The sequence below is a fragment of the Acidovorax sp. KKS102 genome (genome assembly GCF_000302535.1).
Classification (GTDB): Bacteria; Pseudomonadota; Gammaproteobacteria; order Burkholderiales; family Burkholderiaceae_C; genus Acidovorax.
This window is the reverse complement of sequence record NC_018708.1, coordinates 1,468,434-1,487,663: the sequence shown is the minus strand read 5'-3', so window position 1 is coordinate 1,487,663 and position 19,230 is coordinate 1,468,434. Positions and strand designations below refer to the sequence as shown.

Here is a 19,230-nt window from a genome sequence, read left to right as displayed (position 1 = left end):
GTGCCATACCGCGGCCCGGCCCACAGGCTCGGCAGACGCAGGGACGGCGCTGGCGCTGCAGAATCATCTGGCCAATCGCTGTGCGCTGCAAGCTCCGTGACAGACTGCAGCGCCAAAAAGGCACATGATGGCAACAGAGACGCTCTTGAACTCCTTTCCCAAGAAGAACAACGCCATGACTACCACTCCGCTTCGTATCGCCGTTCTTGGCATTGGCATGATGGGGCTGCCCATGGCCCGACGCCTCAGCGAAGCAGGCCACCAGGTACACGCATGGAACCGCACCCGCGCCAAGGCAGAACCGCTGACGCAATGGGGTGTCACCGTGCACAGCAGCCCTGCCGATGCCGTCAAGGACGCCGATGTGGCCATCAGCTTGCTCGAAAACGGGCCGGTCGTCGGCCAGGTCCTGTTTGAGCAAGGCACAGCCCAGGCCATGCGCCCGGGCGCTCTTTTCATCGACATGGCCTCCATCCAGCCCAGCGAGGCGCGCGACCACGCGGCCCGCCTGGGCGAGCTGGGCGTGGCCCACCTGGACGCACCGGTATCCGGAGGCACCGTCGGGGCCGAGGCCGGTACCCTGGCCATCATGGCCGGTGGCCGCCCCGAGGACTTTGCGCGCGCCCAGCCCGTATTCGCCTGCCTGGGCCGCTCCACCCATGTCGGGCCGCACGGTGCGGGTCAGCTGGCCAAGCTGGCCAACCAGATGATTGTGGGCATCACCATCGGCGCCGTGGCCGAAGCCCTGCTGTTTGCCGCCAAGGGAGGCGCCGACATGGCCAAGGTCCGCGAAGCCATCAGCGGTGGTTTTGCCGACAGCCGCATCCTGCAGCTGCATGGCCAGCGCATGGTGGAACGCGACTTTGCCCCCAGGGGCCGCATGGCCGTTCAGTTGAAGGACATGCGCAATGCGTTGGCCACTGCCCGAGAGACCGGCTTCGATGCCCCCATCACGGCCCTGTTTGAGGCACTGTATGCCGAGGGCGTGGACCACGGCCTCGGCGAACTGGACCACAGCGGCCTCTTTGTGGAACTGGCCAGCCGCAATGCGATGCAATAATTTTTGAGCGCGAGTTGCAAAGGTCGCAAAAACTAGTGCATAATTCGAGGCTCTGCAGCGATGCAGACGAATTTTAAAGATTTGGGTTCTTAGCTCAGTTGGTAGAGCAGCGGACTCTTAATCCGTAGGTCGAGTGTTCGAGTCACTCAGGACCCACCAAATCAAGCCGCAAGGCACAAAAGGCCTGCTACCCATAAGTAGCAGGCCTTTCTGTTTTTAGATCGTTTGTCACGGTCGGCGCACCACGGCCCTGACTCGCAGCCGTTCGGTCGAGCTCGGATATGTACGCCTAAGGTTTGTCTCAACAACGCCCCCCCCCGCCTTGAACTCTGGATGAGGAGTGCAAGAGCTGCAGGGCCGCAGCGCTCTTTAACTTGAGCCCGCATGCGTCCCGCACAATCCCCGCATAACCCACAGATAACCGACGCATGGCACGCATGCTGCGAGCTGCCGATGTCTTTCAGGGTGCAAGCCCTCATCCTCAATGAACCCACAAGCCCATCTGCTTTGGAAAGCGCCCCGCTGGGCGCTCGCGATCCTGCTGGCTGTGCTGGGCATGCTCGGGCCTTTCTCCATCGACACCTACATCCCCGCGTTCTCAGGCATCGCCGCAGCGCTGGGAGCCACGCCGATGGAGATGCAGCAGACGCTGTCGGCTTACCTTTTCGGCTTTGCATTCATGAGCCTGTTCCATGGCGCGCTGGCGGACAGCTTCGGGCGCAGGCCCGTGATCTTGTGGGGCATTGCTGTGTTCACGCTCGCCTCAGCCGGATGCGCCCTGTCACAAACGATTGGGCAACTGGTCTTTTTCCGCGCGCTGCAAGGTTTGTCCACGGGGGCAGGCATCGTGGTCTCGCGTGCGGTGATCCGCGACATGTTTCCCCCGGCACAGGCCCAGAAGGTCATGAGCCAGGTGACCATCTACTTTGGTGTGGCTCCGGCGATTGCACCCATCATTGGTGGCTGGCTGTTTGTCCACGCGGGTTGGCACAGCATTTTCTGGTTCCTGACCTTGGTGGGCGTTGCCCTGTGGACTGCCAACTTCCGGCTGCTGCCCGAGACCCTGCATGTGGAGCAGCGCCAGCCCTTTCATGTGCGCCACCTGATGCGGGGCTACATGCAGCTGGGCACCAGTGCACGCTTTGTGTTGCTGGCACTGGCCAGCGGCGTTCCCTTCAATGGCATGTTCCTGTACGTGCTGTCGGCCCCCGCGTTTCTGGGGGAGCACCTGTCGCTGGCACCGACACAGTTTTTCTGGTTTTTTGCGCTCACCATTTCAGGGATCATGGGCGGTGCATGGCTCAGCGGAAGGCTGGCGGGACGCATTCCGCCCAAGCGCCAGATCCGCCACGGGTTCGTCATCATGTTTTCGGTGGCCGTGTTGAACCTGGGCGCCAATCTCCTGTTCACCGCCCACGCCTGGTGGGCACTCGCACCCATTGCGATCTTTTCTTTTGGCTGGGCGCTGATGGTGCCCGTGGTGACGCTGCTGGTACTGGACCTCTACCCGGAGCGCCGGGGCATGGCCTCGTCAATGCAGGCGTTTGTCGGTTCGACGGCCAATGGGCTGGTGGCGGGCCTCATTGCGCCGCTGGTGATGCATTCCACGGTTTTGCTGGCACTGTCATCGCTGCTGATGTTGTGCATTGGCATGCTATCTTGGATCTTTCTGCACCATCGCTGGCCCGAGATCGGCCGCACCCCGGTCCATCTCTGATCCAACTGCGTATCAAGGACTGCCAGACTGCCGCCGGTCCACGTTCTTTTGCTGGAAGTAGCGGTTCTTTTCCGCGTACATCGCCTGGTCTGCACGGTGGATTGCAGCCTCCACCGCATCGCCCGACTGGCAGCAGGCGATTCCCATGGCCAGGCTGAGGTGCTGGCCAGGGTAGAACTGGTTGTTGAGTTCGAGCATCGACAAGATGCGTTCCTGCAGGGCCATGGCTCCGCGTTCATCCGTACCGGGCAACAACACCGTGAACTCATCGCCGCCAATGCGTGCTGCACAGGCCGGTGCATCTACAGCCTTGGCCAAGACCTCGCCAACGCGGCGCAGCATGGAGTCTCCCGCCGCATGGCCCTGCTCGTCGTTCACCACCTTGAGCCCATTGAGGTCGATGGCGATGATGGACAAAGGCCAAGGGCCCTTGCGGGTCAGGCGGTTGAGTTCCTCGGCGTAAAACGCCCGGTTGCGCAACTGCGTGAGCACATCGTGCTTGCCCAGGTACTCCAGGTAGGCCTCAGCCTTCTTGCGCGCCGTGATGTCCACCAGCGACAGGAGCACCAGCCCCCAGTCACTCATGTGATCGGCCAGCACCGAGAATTGCATGTGGATATGCACCGCATCGCCAGACAGTGCGTAGTTGACCACTTCGCGCTGCTGGAAGGTCTTGCCCTCCCACAAGTCCAGCAACTGCTCCGCAAAGGACTCGTGCATCTCCCCGCGAAACACCCTGCCAATGTTGTTCAGCAGCATCTCCTTGCTCTCTGCGCCGAACATGCGCAGGGTCTGCTGGTTCACGTCAATCACCCGGATTTCGTGCATGCAGCGTGTCACGAACTCGGGATGCACCCGAATGAATGTCTTGAAATCGTCAATGCCCTGCGCACGCACACCATCGAGCAGGCTCTTGACCGCGCTGAAGTCCTCCACCCACAAGGACACGGGCGAATGTTCGAACAGGTCGCGAGCGTAGCGCTCGCTGCGGCGTAGCTCCGCCCCTGCGCGCACGGTGGCCGTCACATCCTCCAGTGACACCAACACACGGCTCCAGTTGTCCTCGTAGCCGGGCAGGATGCGCGCACGGATCTGCACATCCAGCCGTCGACCGTCGAGCGCGTAGTTCACGGTCTGGTTGGAAAACTCCAGTTGCCCATCCCACAACTGCGACAGCTCATGCGCCACCGCGTCGTGCATGTCGTCCCGAAACACCTTGTCCAGGTTGGCTTCCAGGATCTGCTGGCTCTCGGCGGCAAACAGATCCAGCGTGCGCTGATTCACCTTGAGCACCTTGAGGGCGGCGCTGCAGGCCCTCAGGCGGGCTGGGTCCTGGGCCAGGAACTGGCGGATGTCGGTCACGCCTTCGGCACGCCACTGATCAAAAAGCTGCTTGAGCGCGCTGTAGTCCTCCAGCCAGAGTGACACCGGCGCCAGCCCGAACATGTGCTCAAAGTCCGCACCCGAAGATAAAGAAGACGACACAGCAGATTCCTCCGGAGGCCATTATTGACGAGCCGCCCGCCGCCTCTGCGACACACCGGGCAGCCACCATGAAAAAAGGCCGGCACCTTGCGGTACCAGCCTTTGCAACTGGAGCGGCACTAGCTAGCTAACTAGCGCCATTAACCCTCAACGCTCAGCGAGCCGGGCGAGCAGGACGCTTGCGGGCGTCGTGGGCCACGAAAGGCTTGCCGCCACCACCCGCAGGCTTGGCAAACGCGGGCTTGCGGGGTGCGAAATCACCGCGCGGTGCACCCGCGTCGCCACGGGTAGCAAAGCCACCACGGCCTGTGTCGCCAAAACCAGGCTTGCGGCCATAACCCTCGCTGTCACGGCGTGGGGCAAAACCACGATCGCCGCCGCGATCGTCGCGGCCTGCAAAACCGCTGCCTTCACCACGGGCAGGTGCGCCGCGATTGTCACGGCCGCCAAAACCGCCGCCAAAGCCACCACCGAAACCACCACGGTCGTTGCCACCGCGTGCGGGACCACCGAAACGGCCACGCGATGGGTTGTCTCGGTTGTCATACGAGCGGCCACGGCCACCACCAAAGTCCCCACCGCGAGGCGCCTGCGGGGCACGCTGCGAAGGCTCCATGCCCGGAATCACTTCGGCCTTGAACTGCTGGCGGCTGTACGACTCAATGTCGTAGATCTTGCGGCGATCGCGGAACTCGGCAAACGTGACGGCCAGGCCATCGCGGCCCGCACGGCCAGTACGGCCGATGCGGTGGGTGTAATCCTCAGCCTTCATGGGCAGGCCGAAGTTGAACACGTGGGTAATGGTGGGCACGTCGATGCCACGGGCAGCCACATCGGTCGCCACCAGGATCTGTACCTGACCAGCGCGCAGCGCCATCAGGCGACGATTGCGCAGACCCTGGCTCAGGGCGCCATGCAGCGCCACGGCGGAGAAACCGTCTTGCTGCAGGTCGTTGGCCAGACCATCGCACTCCACCTGGGTGCTGGCAAAGACGATGGCCTGGTTTATCGTGGTGTCACGCAACCAGTGGTCGAGCATCTTGCGCTTGTGCTGGGCGTTGTCAGCCCAGTACAGCACCTGCTTGATGTTGGCGTGCTTCTCTTGTGGCGAATCGATGGTCACCTTTTGCACCGACGAACCACCGTCGTGCATCACGCGCATGGCCAGTTGCTGAATGCGCGGGGCAAAAGTCGCGCTGAACATCATGGTCTGCTTGCGCTGGCTGGTCAGCTGGTTCAGTTCCGCCAGGTCGTCCGAGAAGCCCAGGTCGAGCATGCGGTCGGCTTCGTCAACCACCAGGAACTGCACCTTGTCGAGCTTGATCTGCATCGAGCGCTGCAGGTCCAGCAGGCGGCCAGGGGTTGCCACCACGAGGTTGGCGTTCTGCAACTTGGCAATCTGCAGTTGGTAAGGCATACCACCCACGACGTTGGCCACGCGCAGGCCGCGGCAATGCTTGACCAGGTCGATCGCGTCGTGCGCAACTTGCTGCGCCAGTTCACGCGTGGGGCACAGAATCAGCGCGCCAGGGGTCGCTGCCTTGAAGTTGCGCGAGCTGGTGGGGTCCTTGCGCTTGGCGCGCTTCGGTGCAGGTTCGCCACGGGCGGCAGCCTCTGCGACAGCACGCTCGAAAGCAGCGCGTTCTTCAGCTTCGGCGGCGGCCTGCTGCTTGATCAGGGTGTGCAGCACGGGCAACAGGAAGGCTGCTGTCTTGCCCGAGCCGGTCTGACTGGAAACCATCAGGTCGATGAACTTAGTGGAGTCGTTGCCGCTTCCCATGGCCAGGGGAATGGCCTTGAGCTGAACGCCCGTGGGCTGGGTATAGCCTAGGTCGGCCACCGCCTGAACGAGTTCAGGCGCCAGGCCCAGCTCCACAAAACCGTTGGGTTCGGCGGTCACAGCGGCATCGGCCTCAATGGCAGATGCCATCACGGCGTCCAGAGGGGAAGACTGCACGGAAACGTCGGCAGCAAAGGAAGTATCGGCAGGCGCGAATTCGCCCTGCACCAAAGAGGTGTCGGTCATGATTTTTCTCTCACGAAGACGATCGCAGGCAGCGCCTGCGAGGGGCTTCGTCAATGGTTAAAAAACATCAACCATCAAACGAAACCTGCGTTGGCTCTCTCGGTAGAGGCCGGTGCGGGTGGGCGTTGTTCGCTAGTCCTGCACTGTCTAAGACAGTCGGCTGGCAAGCCCGGTGTGTGAGGGGAGATGCACAAACTGCGAGGATTTCCTGCGCAGCCGTAGATTATCGCACGGTTAAGGGTTTCCCCGCAACCCCCGTCCCTATCCCTCGCTTGAGGAGCCTTCCGAATACGAAGAATTCGATCTTCCCCCAAGCGAAGCAAGCCCGTTGAGCTCGGCGCCTCGAGGGATTCTTGCCCCTCCTCGCATCGGAGGAGGGTTGGCAACTCAAGGCGCTTTCACCTCTACCGCTAACAGGTGCTGGCGATAATGTGCAAGTTCGTCGATGGACTCATGCACATCCGCCAGCGCCGTGTGTTTTTGCGCCTTCTTGAAGCTCGTGTAGGCCTCGGGTTTCCAGCGCTTGGCCAGTTCCTTGAGCGTGCTCACATCCACGTTGCGGTAGTGAAAAAATTTTTCGAGCTTGGGCATGTAGCGCACCAGGAAACGCCGATCCTGGCCAATGCTGTTGCCGCACATGGGCGCAGTGCCCTTGGGCACGTACTGGGCCAGGAAGGCGAGGATCTTCTGCTCCGCTTCCTCCTCCGTCACCGTGGACGCCTTCACCTTGTCGATCAGGCCACTGCGGCCGTGCGTTCCCTTGTTCCAGGCATCCATCTTGTTCAGCAATTCATCCGACTGGTGAATGGCAAACACGGGGCCTTCAACGCGGGGTTCCAGGCTCGGGCCGGTCACGACCACAGCAATCTCCAGCAGGCGGTCGGTGTCGGGCTCCAGGCCGGTCATTTCACAGTCCAGCCAGACCAGGTTCTGGTCGGATTTGGCAAGCGTGGCAGGGGTGGGGTTGTTGGCTTCTGACATGGCGCGCATTGTCGCCGATGGCCTAAACTCGCCGCACATGCCCACCTCTGACGACATTTCCCCCTCTTTGCTGCTCACCGTGGCCTTTGCCGCCGCGCTGCTGCTGGGCCTTGCCCTCAAGTTCTGGCTGGCGACACGCCAGGTCCGGCATGTGGCCCGCCACCGCACTGCAGTCCCCACCCCGTTTGCCGAACGCATCGCGCTGGCCGCACACCAGAAGGCGGCTGACTACACCATCACCAAAGCCCGCCTGGGCATGCTGGAGATGGCGCTGGGGGCGGCCGTGCTGCTGGGCTGGACCTTGCTGGGCGGCCTGGATGCACTGAACCAGGCGCTGCTTGGCGCGCTGGGTGGCGGCATGTGGCAACAGATGGCATTGCTGGTGGCCTTTGCTGCCATCAGCGGACTGATCGACCTGCCCCTGTCGCTGTACCAGACCTTCGTGGTGGAAGAACGGTTTGGCTTCAACAAAATGACCTGGCGCCTGTGGCTGGCGGATGCCCTCAAGGGCCTGCTGGTGGGCGCCATCATCGGGCTGCCGATTGCCGCACTGATCCTCTGGCTGATGGGCGCTGCAGGCCCGCTGTGGTGGCTGTGGGCCTGGTGCTTCTGGATGGGCTTCAACCTGCTGCTGATGGTGATCTACCCCACCTTCATCGCACCGCTGTTCAACAAATTCCAGCCACTCGAAGATGAATCGCTCAAAGCCCGCGTGACCGCACTCATGCAGCGCTGCGGCTTCTCGGCCAAGGGCCTGTTTGTGATGGACGGCAGCCGCCGCAGCGCCCACGCCAACGCCTACTTCACGGGCTTTGGTGCCGCCAAGCGCGTGGTGTTCTACGACACCCTGCTGCGCCAGCTGGCCCCCGGCGAGGTCGAAGCCGTCCTGGCCCATGAGCTGGGCCACTTCAAGCACCGCCACATCGTCCAGCGCGTCGCGATGATGTTTGCGCTGAGTCTGGCCGGCTTTGCACTGCTGGGCTGGCTCTCCACCCAGGTGTGGTTTTACACGGGACTGGGTGTGCGCCCCAATATCTCGCTGGACCCGGCCGTGGCAGCAGCCCCCAATGACGCACTGGCGCTGCTGCTGTTCATGCTGGTCGTACCGGTCTTCACATTTTTCATCTCGCCGCTGTTCTCGCAGCAGTCGCGCCGCCATGAGTTCCAGGCGGATGCGTATGCCGTGGCTCAGGCCAGCGGCGCCGATCTGTCGTCGGCCCTGCTCAAGCTGTACGAAGACAACGCCTCCACGCTCACACCCGATCCGGTTTACGTGAGGTTTTACTACTCGCATCCACCTGCCACAGAACGGCTGGCACGCATGCAAACCCCTGCCCATCCATGACTACGATGTTGAAGAAAAAAGACTGGTCTACGCTGACCCGCCGTGCCCTGACAGCTACAGAAGTCGTAGCAAACCTGGCCAAGCTGGACGGTTGGAGCCTTAGCGGCGACGGCGCCAACGTCGCCATCGAGAAGACCTACCACTTTGCCAATTACTACGAGACCATCTCGTTCGTGAACGCGCTGGCGTTTATCGCCAACGCGCAAGACCACCACCCTGATCTGTCGGTGCACTACAACCGTTGCGTGGTACGGCTGAACACGCACGACGTGCACGGCATCTCCAGCACCGACTTCGAGTGCGCCACACAGTTCGACGCGCTGGTCGCGCTGTGACACAGGCCCACCATGGCTGAGCGCAGCGCCCTCATGGAAGGTACCGTGGTGGCCAGCCATGGGCGCCACTGCATGGTCGAGACCCCGGACGGCGCGCGCCGCATCTGCCACCCCCGCGGCAAAAAGAATCAGGCGGTGGTGGGCGACCATGTGCTGTGGCAGGCACCGCCGCCTGGCCAAGGCGAAGAAGGCACCATCGAAAAGGTCAAGGAGCGGCGCAACCTCTTTTACCGCCAGGACGAGATCCGCACCAAGTCGTTTGCCGCCAACCTGGACCAAGTGCTCATCCTGATTGCAGCAGAGCCGGTGTTCTCGGAAAGCCAGTTGGCACGCGCACTGATTGCGGCCGAAGCCGAAGGCATCAAACCCATCATCGCCCTCAACAAGAGTGATCTGGTCGAACCCTTTGCCCGCGCATGGGAGCGCCTGCTGCCCTACCGGCACATGGGCGCAGGCAAACACTACGGGGTGCTGCCGCTGTCGCTGGCGCTGTCCAGCGATGTGGACCGCGCCCTGCTGATGGAACACCTGCAAGGCAAGACCACGCTGGTGCTCGGCCCCTCTGGGTCGGGCAAAAGCACGCTGATCAACCTGCTGGTGCCCGGTGCTTCTGTGCTGACCGGCGAAATCTCGCAGGCGCTGAACTCTGGCAAACACACCACCACCAGCACCCACTGGTACTGGATGGATGCGGCTCGCACCACGGCACTGATCGACTCACCGGGGTTCCAGGAATTTGGGCTCCACCATATCGCCCCCATGCAGTTGGCCGCCTGCATGCCCGACATTGCCGAACACGCGACGGCCTGCAAGTTCTACAACTGCACCCACCTGCATGAACCGGGCTGTGGCGTACTGGATGCTGTAAAAAGTGGCCCAAGCGCTGGAGGAATAAGCCCATCGCGCTACAAAATATATAGCGATTTATTTGAAGAGCTGAGCCACACCCGGTATTGAGGACCTCCGCCTGAAGCGCTGCTCTACGCCGCGCCAACAAGCTTTGACCCGCTAGCCCAGCAAGCGCGCCAGCGTGAGCAACGCCAGCAGCAGCATCCAGACCACCACCGAGCGCCACACCAGGCCGACCACACTGCGCAGGTGGCCCACTTCGGGCTCGCGGCCAGGGGTGGAGTCGCTGTCGCCCATGTCGGCGTCAATCTCCAGGCCCTGCGGCGCATGCAACTCGGTGCGCGCCTTCAGCGCCTCACCGCCCAGGCGCACATTAATGGCCCCGGCTGTCGCGGCGAGTACCACGCCATCGTTGTCGTTCGGAAACCGCTGTGCGTGAAAACGCCAGCCTTCAATCGCTTCTTCAAAGCTGCCCACCACCGCAAAACTCAGCGCCGTGAGCCGCGCCGGCAGCCAGTCGATGGCGGTCCAGGCCTGTGCTGAGGCCTGCTGCAGGGATTCGCTGGCCGGTAGCGCACCGGTACGCTGCTTGTAGTGCCAGTAGCGGGAGACAAATTCAGCCAGGCGATACAGCACCGCCCCCGTCGGCCCCAGCCCCAGCGCGGCCAGCACCGAGAACCAGGCCAGCACGCCAAACACGTGCCGGTGGGCGGCCAGCACAGAATACTCGATCACATGGCGCACGATCTCGCTGCGCGGCAGCGCGCCTACATCCACCTGCTGCCAGTGCGCGAGGCGCTCGCGGGCCGCATCTTCGTCCCCTTCTTCCAGCGCATCGCGGATGCCGGTGAAGTGATGGCTGAACTGGCGAAAGCCCAGCGTGACATACAGCACCGCCACACTCCAGAGCACTGCAAACGGCCAGCCCAGCCCCCACAACAGCAGCCAGTGGATGGCCAGTGTGACCAGTGCGGGAACGAGTACCGCGAGGCTCCACGCCACCCAGCCGTGGTGCGATTTGCCCGCGTCGAAATTGCGGCTCACGGACAGCGCCCACGCACGCAGCCCCGCATGGATGGGATTGCTGCGGGCCAGGGGACGTGCCTGCTCGATCAGCAGAGCGAACAGGATGGCGAAGAAACTCATGGAGGGCAATGATACTGGCGCTTCGCCCTGGTGCGCCCCATCGCGTGCGCGGTAGCTTCAGGCCTGCATGAAGCGGTAGAAATTGCGCAGCATGCCCGCCGTGGCACCCCAGATGAAATGGGTTTTGTTGCCCTGCTCGTAGGGCATGGAGAACCACTCGCGGTGCACGCCATCGCGATCGAACACGTGACGACGGTGATGGGCCGGGTCCAGCAAGAAGGCCAGCGGCACCTCGAACAGGTCGGCCACTTCATACGGGTTGGGCTGCAGCACGCAATCCGGCTGCACCAGGGCGACCACGGGGGTGATGATGAACGATGAGCCGGTCACATAGGTGGGGAGGGTTCCCAGCACCTCGACAAACGCAGGGTCGAGCCCCACCTCTTCCTTTGCTTCGCGCAAGGCGGTGTCGGCCGGGCTGGCGTCTTCCGGATCAGCGCGCCCCCCCGGAAAGGCAACCTGCCCGGAATGGGTGGACAGATGCGCCGTGCGCTCCGTCAGCAGCACCATGGGTTGCTCGCGCAAGACGATGGCCAGCAACACGGACGCATGGGCTGGCTCGCGGTTCATGAACTTCTTTTCCAGCACCACCTCCGGCTCCCACTGGGGCGGCTGCGCAAAACGCGCGCGCAGTGCATCGGGCATCTGCGCCGCCAGCGGCACGGCAGGCAGGTGCGCATCCACCCCGACCACCGGCACCATGCGGGGGTCAAAGTCGGGCAGGCTCGACAGTGGCGCGATGACCGATGAGACGGCAGGAGGAGAAGGAGGGTTCACAAGAAGCGAAGCAGGTTTTTGACGAACCAAAAAACAAAAAGCCGCTACAGGCTGATGCTGTAGCGGCTTGTCAGGACAGGCCCTCGCCTTGCTTGGATTAAGCGGCGGTGGCAGCGGCCTTGACGCGCGAAGGCAGCTTTTCCTTGATACGTGCCGACTTGCCGCTGCGGTCACGCAGGTAGTACAGCTTGGCACGGCGCACGTCACCACGGCGCTTGACTTCGATGCTGGCGATCAGCGGGCTGTAGGTCTGGAACGTACGCTCCACGCCTTCGCCGCTGGAAATCTTGCGCACGGTGAAGCCGCTGTTGAGGCCGCGATTGCGCTTGGCAATCACAACGCCTTCGTAAGCCTGCACGCGCTTGCGGTTACCTTCCACCACGTTCACGTTCACAATGACGGTGTCACCGGGGGCGAACTCGGGAATGGTTTTGTTCAAGCGGGCAATTTCTTCCGCTTCCAGGGTCTGGATCAGGTTCATGGGTTTTCCTAGTGATCTTGTCCGCGCCACAAATGGCTGCGTCGGGATTGACGTCTCAGTGTTTTGCGGGAGAACTCCCGGGCAAAACGGCCGGCCAGAGGATCGAAAAGCCTTTGATTATAGCAATTCAGCCGAGCTTGGCCAATACTGCTTCATCGGCGGGGGCCAAACGCCCTGCCTGGCGTGCGGCGTCGATGAGATCGGGCCGATGGCGGGCCGTGGTGGCCAGGCGCTGGTCGCGCCGCCAGCGCTCAATCTGCGCATGGTGACCCGACAGGAGGGCTGCAGGCACCTGCTGCCCCGCCCACTCTTCCGGCCGGGTGTAGTGCGGGCAGTCCAGCAGGCCGTCCAGCGCGGGATTGAAACTGTCGAGCTGGTGGCTGCCCTCGTCATTGAGCACGCCGGGCTGCAGGCGCGCCACCGCATCCAGCAAGGCCATGGCGGCAATCTCGCCCCCAGAGAGCACGAAATCACCCAGGCTCATCTGCACAGTCACATGCGCATCGATGAACCGCTGGTCGATGCCTTCGTAGCGGCCACACAGCAACACTGCCCCCTCGCTGGCAGACCAGCGCTCCACAGCGGCGTGGTTCAACGACTCGCCGATGGGGGAGAAAAGCACCACCGGCGCCTGGATCTCCTCGGGCTCACCCCGCTCTGCCCGGATGGCCGCGAGGCAGCGCGCCAGGGGCTCGGCCATCATCACCATGCCCGGGCCGCCGCCAAACGGACGGTCATCCACCCGGCGGTAGTTGCCGTCGGCGTAGTCCCGGGGGTTCCACAGGCGCACATCGACCTGGCCGCTGGCATAGGCGCGTCGGGTCACGCCGCTTGCCAGAAAGGGGGCAAACAGCTCGGGAAAGAGAGTAATGATGTCAAAGCGCATGGTGCGCGGCGCGGCTCGGGGAGCGCCAGTCAGTAGTCGGGCTGCCAGTCGACGGTGATGCGCTTCTCGGCCAGATCCACCTTGTCCACAAAGGCCGAGACAAACGGGATCATGCGCTCCTGCGCCTTGCCATCCTGCTCGTAAGCCAGCACCAGCACGGTCTGGGGGCCGGTGGACATCAGCTCGCGCACCTGGCCCAGCGCCACGCCTTCGCGGTTGAATACCGACAGGCCGATCAGATCGACCCAGTAATACTCGTCATCCGAAGTGGATGGAAAACTGGAACGCGGCACAAAAATCCGTGCGCCCCGCAACGCCTCTGCGCCGTTGCGGTCGTCAATGCCCTGCGCCCAGGCCACCACGGAGTCCGAATGGTCCTTGGCCTGGCGGATGGGCAGCAGCACGGTGCCGTTGAAGGTCTTGGCCCCACGCTCGGACGGCTGCAGGTACCAGCGTTTGGACGAAAAAAGTGCCTCGGGATTGCTGCTGTGCGGCAGCACCTTGAACCAGCCCTTGACGCCCCAGGCATCTGCAATGCGCCCTACTTCAACGGCGTCAGCAGGCAGTTCTGCGGGTTCGAGGGTCAGCGGTGTGGTGGCCATGGCAGTGAATCCAGAATGAGAAAAGGGCGGGTTCCGCCAGACCAGCCGACGGAACCCGCCCTTTTCGGGGAGCTTTAAGCAGCCTTCTTGGCGGCTTGCTTGATCAGGCGGTCCACCGTGGGGGAGGACTGGGCGCCCACGCCCACCCAGTAAGCCAGACGGTCTTGCACGATGCGCAGGCCTTCTTCGGATTCCTTGGCGGTGGGGTTGTAGAAGCCGATGCGCTCGATGAAGCGGCCATCACGGCGCACGCGCTTGTCAGCAACGACGATGTTGAAGAAGGGACGGCCCTTGGAGCCGCCGCGGGAGAGTCGAATGACGACCATGATTTATCCTTCGGGTGGTGAACTCCGGCAACATTTGCCGTAAGCCACAGTGTTCGCAACCATATTCGCAACGCTTGAGACACGCGACATGGCCACCCGGCCAGCGACACGCTGCAAAGCCCGCGATTATATCTATTTGTTCCAATGTCCACCATCCGCCCCAGCACCGACAGCGATATCCCCGCCATTACCGCCATTTACCAACACCATGTGCTCCACGGCACGGGCACGTTCGAGATCGACCCACCTTCCGAAGCCGACATGGCAGGCCGCCGCGCTGACGTACTGGCGCGCGGCCTGCCCTGGCTGGTGGCCGAGCAGGACGGACAGGTGCTGGGCTTTGCCTATGCCAACTGGTTCAAGCCCCGTCCGGCCTACCGTTTCTCGGCCGAGGACTCGATCTACGTGGCCGACAGCGCCCGGGGCATGGGCCTGGGCCGCAAGCTGCTGGCCGAGCTGGCGGTGCAGGCCGAGGCCGTGGGCGTGCGCAAGCTGCTGGCGGTGATTGGCGACTCGGCCAACGCAGGCTCCATCGGCGTGCACCGGGCGTTGGGCTTTACCGATGTGGGCATCATGCGCTCGGTGGGCTGGAAGTTTGGCGCCTGGCGCGACATCGTGCTCATGGAAAAGACCCTGGGCGCGGGCGACACCACCTCCCCCGAATAACGCGACGCCCCCATGAAAAACAAAACCGTGGCGGCCTGGCTCGCCTTTGTGGGCGGGCCGCTGGGCCTGCACCGCTTCTATCTGCACGGCCTGTCCGACATGCTCGGCTGGCTGCTGCCCATTCCCACGGCGCTGGGCATCTATGGCATCCAGCGGGTGCAGCAACTCGGCCAGGACGACCACTACAGCTGGGTGCTGATACCGCTGCTGGGCTTCACGATTGCCGCTTGTGCACTGCGTGCCATCCTGTATGCGCTGATGACGCCCGAGGCCTGGAATGCGCGCTACAACCCCAGCGCTACGCCCGATGCCGCACCGGGCAGGACGCAGTGGATCACCGTGGGTGCCATCGTGGTGTCGTTGCTGATTGGCACCACGGTGCTGATGGCCAGCCTGGCATTCAGCTTCCAGCGGTACTTTGAATACCAGATCGAGGAAGCGCGCAAGATCTCTCAGTGATCTGCCGACAGGCACCCTAATAAAGAGCCCCATTGAATTCGCATTCAATGGGGCTTTTGCGCTAGTGCTGCTTGCCCTGAAAGCTATCCATTTAATAGCAATCGGAAGCATCTGGGCATATCGCCCATCAGAACAGCTGCAGGCTGATCCAGTAGGCGACGGCGGCCACAAACGCACTGGCGGGAATGGTCAATATCCACGCCCAGATGATGTTGCCCGCCACGCCCCAACGCACGGCGCTGGCACGCTGGGTGGAGCCCACACCGACGATGGCGCCCGTGATGGTGTGCGTGGTGGACACCGGAATGCCCAGCGTGGTGGCCAGAAACAACGTCAGCGCCCCGCCCGTTTCGGCACAGAAGCCGCCCACCGGCTTGAGCTTGGTGATCTTCTGGCCCATGGTCTTCACAATGCGCCAGCCGCCAAACATGGTCCCGAGGCCAATGGCCACGTAGCAGCTGATGATGGCCCAGGTGGGGGGCGAGGCATCAGACGCCGACGAGTACCCCGTGGCAATCAGCAGCAGCCAGATGATGCCGATGGTCTTTTGCGCATCATTGCCGCCGTGCCCCAAGCTGTAGGCGCCGGCGGACACCAGCTGCAGCCGGCGGAACCATTTGTCCACCTTGCTTGGCCGGGTGCGGCGGAAGATCCACGCCACGGCCACCATCATGATCGAACCCAGCGTGAAACCGAGCAACGGTGACACGAAGATGAAGGCCACGGTCTTCAGAATACCCGCAGAGATCAGAGCTCCGGCCCCCGCCTTCGCAATCACGGCGCCCACGATGCCACCAATGAGCGCGTGCGAGGAGCTGCTAGGAATGCCGTAGTACCAGGTGATCACGTTCCAGGTGATCGCGCCCACCAGAGCGCCAAACACCACGTGCGTATCCACAATGCCAGGCTGCACGATGCCCTTGCCTACCGTCGCCGCCACGCTCAGATGGAAGATGAAGATCGCGATGAAATTGAAAAAGGCGGCGAACAGCACCGCCTGTGCAGGTTTAAGTACGCCGGTGGAGACCACCGTGGCAATTGAATTGGCCGCGTCGTGGAACCCATTCATGAAGTCGAACAGGATCGCCAGGGCCACAAGCAGAACCACAACCCAGAGGGCCGTCTGTACAGTTTCCATACTGGTCAGCCTGCGGGGTTCAGGAGTTTTCGAGGACGATGCCCTCGATGCAGTTGGCCACGTCCTCACACTTGTCGGTGATGGTCTCCAGCAGCTCGTAGATGGCCTTGAGCTTGATCACCTCGCGCACATCGGGCTCCTCGCGGAACAGCTTGCTCATGGCGCTGCGCATCACGCGGTCGGCGTCGGATTCGAGCTTGTCGATCTCCTCGCAGGTCTTGAGCGCAGCCTCGGCCACGGCCGGGTCGGCGATCTTCTCCAGCAGCTTGACGGCATCGCGCAGGCGCTCGCAGCACTTGAGGCTCAGGTCCGTGAGGCGGGTGATTTCTTCCGTCATGTGGCGCACGTCGTACAGCGCCATGGTCTCGGCCGAGTCCTGGATCAGGTCGGCCACGTCGTCCATGGTGTTGATCAGCGTGTGGATCTGCTCCCGGTCAATGGGGGTGATGAAGGTCTTGTGGATGGCCTTGTTCACCTCGTGCGTCACGCGGTCGGCAGCACGCTCGGCGTTGTCCACGTCCTGGTTGTATTTGTCGCGCAGGTGCGGGTCGCTGTAGTTGGCCACCAGTTGCGAGAAGGCCCGGGCCGCCTCGACGATGCGGTCCGCATGCTGGTTGAACATTTCGAAAAAATTGCCTTCGCGTGGCAACAGCTTGGCAAACAGCATGGAGACTCCTGGATCGGGAACGAATGGTGAGAAAAGGCTGCGCCATGACAAAACCATGACGCTTTCGTGACCCGGCGAGTTTAACCGTGCGCCCTGCAGGGGGTTGATGCCGCTGCCTCATGCAGTCATGCCGCCCTGCGCACAGGGCCGCGGGCAGCGGGGCGACGCCCGCCCCGGCCTTCCGCCATCAGGCGCCCCGGAAGATGAAATACACCGCGCCCACCAGACACAGCCCCGCCCAGAGGTAGTCCCATTTCAGGGGTTGGCCCATGTAGAACACGGCGAATGGCACAAACACGCCCAGCGTGATGACCTCCTGCATGATCTTGAGTTGCCCCACGTTGAACTGGGTGAAGCCGATGCGGTTGGCTGGCACCTGCAACAGGTACTCAAACAGCGCGATGCCCCAGCTGACGAGGGCTGCAACGTACCACGGCGAGGAGGCCAGATTCTTGAGGTGCCCATACCAGGCAAAGGTCATGAAGATGTTGCTGGCGGTGAGCAGCAGCACCGTTTGCAGCGAGATGGGCAGGGACTGGAGCGCGTTCATGGTGAGGCGTCAGGGCTGAGAGAGTGAACGAATCGATCGATTATGAACAAAATCAGCCGATTGCGCCGGTGTTACATGCCTTGACAGCTATTCATTTAATAGCAACATTCTCTCCACTGCACCCGGCAGCAGGCGCAAAAAAGGCACTCCACTGGAGTGCCTTCCGGGGACAGCGGCACCGACTGGGCGGTGCGTTTGCTGCAGCGCCTTATTCGCCCAGGTAGGCGGCGCGCACCTTGGGGTCGTTCAGCAGTTGCTGGCCGGGGCCGGTCATGGTGATCAGGCCCGACTCCATCACGTAACCACGGTCGGCAATCGCCAGCGCGCGGCTGGCGTTCTGCTCCACCAGCACGATGGTCACGCCCAGGGCGTACACGTCACGAACCACCTCGAAGATCTTGTCCACCATGATGGGCGACAGACCCATCGAGGGCTCGTCCAGCAACAGCACCTTGGGCTGGCTCATCAGCGCGCGGCCCATGGCCAGCATCTGCTGTTCACCGCCCGACATGGTGCCGGCCAGCTGGTCCTTGCGCTCGCGCAGGCGCGGGAAGATGGTGAACATCTTCTCGATGTCGGCCAGGATGCCCGCTTTGTCTGAGCGTGTGTACGCGCCCATCTGCAGGTTTTCGGTGATGGTCATGCGCGCGAACACGCCGCGGCCTTCCGGCACCATGACCAGGCCCTTTTTCACCAGGTCCCAGGCGCCCTTGCCCTTGATGCTTTCGCCCAGGTACTCGATGTCGCCATCGTTCATCGCCAGCGTGCCGGTGATGGCCTTCATGGTGGTGGTCTTGCCGGCGCCGTTGGAGCCGATCAGCGAGACCAGCTCGCCTTCGCGCACTTCAAAGTCCACGCCCTTCACGGCCTGGATACCGCCGTAGGCGACCTTCAGGCCCTTGACCTGCAGCAGTACCTTGTTGGATTTTTCGGCCATTCTCAATGTCCTCCGGTGCCCAGATAGGCCTCAATCACTTTTTCGTTCTTCTGCACTTCGGCAGGGTTGCCCTCGGCAATCTGCTTGCCGTAGTCGAGCACCGTCACACGGTCGCACAGGCCCATCACCAGCTTCACGTCGTGCTCGATGAGCAGGATGGTGCGGTTGTCATTGCGGATGCGGTCGATCAGCTCGCGCAGCTGCACCTTCTCGGTGGCGTTCATGCCGGCGGCGGGCTCGTCCAGCGCGATCAGCTGCGGGTCGGTGGCCAGCGCACGGGCAATTTCCAGGCGACGCTGGTCGCCGTAGCTCAGGGTACGCGCCTTGTAGTCGGCAAACTTGCCGATGCCCACGTAGTCCAGCAGTTCCTGGGCACGCTTGGCAATCGCGGCTTCTTCTTCCTTGAAGCCCTTGGTGCGCAGCACCGCGCCCAGCAGGCCGGACTTGGTACGGATGTGGCGGCCCACCATCACGTTCTCGAGCGCCGTCATTTCGGCAAACAGGCGAATGTTCTGGAAGGTGCGGGCGATACCGGCCTTGGCCACTTCGTGCACGGCCGTGGGCTCGTAGGGCTTGCCGGCCAGCTCGAACGTCCCGGCGTCGGGGGTGTACAGGCCGGTGATCACGTTGAAGAACGTGGTCTTGCCCGCGCCGTTGGGGCCGATCAGGCCATACACCTGGCCGCGCTGGATGGTGATGCCCACGTCGGACAGGGCCTGCAGGCCGCCGAAGCGCTTGGAGATACCGGCGACCTTCAGCACCACTTCATTGGATTTCTCTGTCATTGCTAACTTTCG

General features: G+C 62.8%; 21 protein-coding genes and 1 tRNA gene. 8 read left to right on the top strand and 14 right to left on the bottom strand.

The features are described from left to right. Positions 1–175: 175 nt before the first annotated feature. The 3 genes from C380_RS06775 to C380_RS06765 all read left to right on the top strand — a co-directional run bounded on the left by C380_RS06775 (position 176) and on the right by C380_RS06765 (position 2,777). On the top strand, positions 176–1,060 hold the full coding sequence (locus C380_RS06775; RefSeq protein WP_043566181.1) for an NAD(P)-dependent oxidoreductase: 885 nt from the start codon (positions 176–178) through the stop codon (positions 1,058–1,060). An 83-nt stretch (positions 1,061–1,143) separates the two neighbouring features. Further along, positions 1,144–1,219, top strand: a tRNA-Lys gene (locus tag C380_RS06770). Positions 1,220–1,544: 325 nt separating this feature from the next. Then, a complete protein-coding gene (locus C380_RS06765; protein WP_015013116.1) occupies positions 1,545–2,777 on the top strand; it encodes a multidrug effflux MFS transporter in 1,233 nt (410 codons plus the stop codon). 12 nt (positions 2,778–2,789) lie between these two features. Here the strand turns inward: C380_RS06765 and C380_RS06760 are convergent, their stop codons facing one another. The 3 genes from C380_RS06760 to orn all read right to left on the bottom strand — a co-directional run bounded on the left by C380_RS06760 (position 2,790) and on the right by orn (position 7,269). After that, positions 2,790–4,262 (bottom strand): GGDEF domain-containing protein, encoded by a 1,473-nt coding sequence (locus C380_RS06760; RefSeq protein ID WP_015013115.1) that lies wholly within the window; start codon positions 4,260–4,262, stop codon positions 2,790–2,792. A gap of 154 nt (positions 4,263–4,416) precedes the next feature. Continuing rightward, positions 4,417–6,288 (bottom strand): DEAD/DEAH box helicase, encoded by a 1,872-nt coding sequence (locus C380_RS06755; RefSeq protein WP_015013114.1) that lies wholly within the window; start codon positions 6,286–6,288, stop codon positions 4,417–4,419. 387 nt (positions 6,289–6,675) lie between these two features. Further along, entirely contained in the window at positions 6,676–7,269 is a 594-nt protein-coding gene (orn, locus tag C380_RS06750; protein WP_043566178.1) for an oligoribonuclease, read from the bottom strand. 37 nt (positions 7,270–7,306) lie between these two features. Here orn and C380_RS06745 point away from each other — a divergent pair, with 37 nt between their 5' ends. From C380_RS06745 to rsgA, 3 genes are read left to right on the top strand one after another with little or no spacing between them, the layout of a single operon-like run. Next, the gene (locus C380_RS06745) at positions 7,307–8,614 is read left to right on the top strand and encodes a M48 family metallopeptidase (RefSeq protein WP_015013112.1); all 1,308 of its coding nucleotides are present in this window, start codon (positions 7,307–7,309) and stop codon (positions 8,612–8,614) included. Further along, the gene (locus tag C380_RS06740; RefSeq protein ID WP_043565219.1) at positions 8,611–8,949 is read left to right on the top strand and encodes a 4a-hydroxytetrahydrobiopterin dehydratase; all 339 of its coding nucleotides are present in this window, start codon (positions 8,611–8,613) and stop codon (positions 8,947–8,949) included. Before C380_RS06745 ends, C380_RS06740 begins: the two co-directional genes overlap by 4 nt. A 12-nt stretch (positions 8,950–8,961) precedes the next feature. Further along, complete coding sequence (rsgA, locus tag C380_RS06735; protein WP_015013110.1) at positions 8,962–9,906, top strand: ribosome small subunit-dependent GTPase A; 945 nt, start codon at positions 8,962–8,964, stop codon at positions 9,904–9,906. 51 nt (positions 9,907–9,957) lie between these two features. On the opposite strand, the gene C380_RS06730 is transcribed toward rsgA, so the two are convergent. From C380_RS06730 to rpsP, 6 genes are all read right to left on the bottom strand, one after another. After that, positions 9,958–10,944 carry a CobD/CbiB family protein gene (locus tag C380_RS06730; protein ID WP_015013109.1) on the bottom strand — a complete coding sequence of 329 codons (987 nt, stop codon included), beginning with the start codon at positions 10,942–10,944 and terminating at the stop codon, positions 9,958–9,960. Between the two features lie 57 nt (positions 10,945–11,001). Next, on the bottom strand, positions 11,002–11,721 hold the full coding sequence (locus tag C380_RS06725) for a CoA pyrophosphatase (RefSeq protein ID WP_015013108.1): 720 nt from the start codon (positions 11,719–11,721) through the stop codon (positions 11,002–11,004). Between the two features lie 97 nt (positions 11,722–11,818). Continuing rightward, a complete protein-coding gene (gene rplS / locus C380_RS06720; RefSeq protein ID WP_015013107.1) occupies positions 11,819–12,202 on the bottom strand; it encodes a 50S ribosomal protein L19 in 384 nt (127 codons plus the stop codon). A gap of 127 nt (positions 12,203–12,329) precedes the next feature. Then, a complete protein-coding gene (gene trmD / locus C380_RS06715; RefSeq protein ID WP_015013106.1) occupies positions 12,330–13,088 on the bottom strand; it encodes a tRNA (guanosine(37)-N1)-methyltransferase TrmD in 759 nt (252 codons plus the stop codon). Between the two features lie 29 nt (positions 13,089–13,117). Continuing rightward, the gene (rimM, locus tag C380_RS06710) at positions 13,118–13,690 is read right to left on the bottom strand and encodes a ribosome maturation factor RimM (RefSeq protein ID WP_015013105.1); all 573 of its coding nucleotides are present in this window, start codon (positions 13,688–13,690) and stop codon (positions 13,118–13,120) included. Positions 13,691–13,764: 74 nt separating this feature from the next. After that, positions 13,765–14,016, bottom strand: a complete 252-nt coding sequence (gene rpsP, locus C380_RS06705) for a 30S ribosomal protein S16 (RefSeq protein WP_015013104.1) — start codon at positions 14,014–14,016, stop codon at positions 13,765–13,767. A 144-nt stretch (positions 14,017–14,160) separates the two neighbouring features. Here rpsP and C380_RS06700 point away from each other — a divergent pair, with 144 nt between their 5' ends. Together C380_RS06700 and C380_RS06695 are read left to right on the top strand one after the other, a co-directional pair. After that, the gene (locus tag C380_RS06700; protein WP_015013103.1) at positions 14,161–14,682 is read left to right on the top strand and encodes a GNAT family N-acetyltransferase; all 522 of its coding nucleotides are present in this window, start codon (positions 14,161–14,163) and stop codon (positions 14,680–14,682) included. A gap of 12 nt (positions 14,683–14,694) precedes the next feature. Beyond that, complete coding sequence (locus C380_RS06695) at positions 14,695–15,141, top strand: TM2 domain-containing protein (RefSeq protein ID WP_015013102.1); 447 nt, start codon at positions 14,695–14,697, stop codon at positions 15,139–15,141. A gap of 127 nt (positions 15,142–15,268) precedes the next feature. On the opposite strand, the gene C380_RS06690 is transcribed toward C380_RS06695, so the two are convergent. From C380_RS06690 to C380_RS06670, 5 genes are all read right to left on the bottom strand, one after another. Next, positions 15,269–16,279: an inorganic phosphate transporter gene (locus C380_RS06690; RefSeq protein WP_015013101.1), complete on the bottom strand. Its 1,011-nt coding sequence runs from the start codon at positions 16,277–16,279 to the stop codon at positions 15,269–15,271. A gap of 19 nt (positions 16,280–16,298) precedes the next feature. After that, positions 16,299–16,946: a DUF47 domain-containing protein gene (locus C380_RS06685; RefSeq protein ID WP_015013100.1), complete on the bottom strand. Its 648-nt coding sequence runs from the start codon at positions 16,944–16,946 to the stop codon at positions 16,299–16,301. 187 nt (positions 16,947–17,133) lie between these two features. Beyond that, positions 17,134–17,496: a DMT family protein gene (locus C380_RS06680; RefSeq protein WP_015013099.1), complete on the bottom strand. Its 363-nt coding sequence runs from the start codon at positions 17,494–17,496 to the stop codon at positions 17,134–17,136. A 208-nt stretch (positions 17,497–17,704) separates the two neighbouring features. Beyond that, on the bottom strand, positions 17,705–18,433 hold the full coding sequence (locus C380_RS06675) for an ABC transporter ATP-binding protein (RefSeq protein WP_015013098.1): 729 nt from the start codon (positions 18,431–18,433) through the stop codon (positions 17,705–17,707). A gap of 2 nt (positions 18,434–18,435) precedes the next feature. Continuing rightward, positions 18,436–19,218, bottom strand: coding sequence for an ABC transporter ATP-binding protein (locus C380_RS06670; RefSeq protein ID WP_015013097.1), 783 nt, complete (start codon positions 19,216–19,218; stop codon positions 18,436–18,438). Positions 19,219–19,230: the final 12 nt, after the last annotated feature.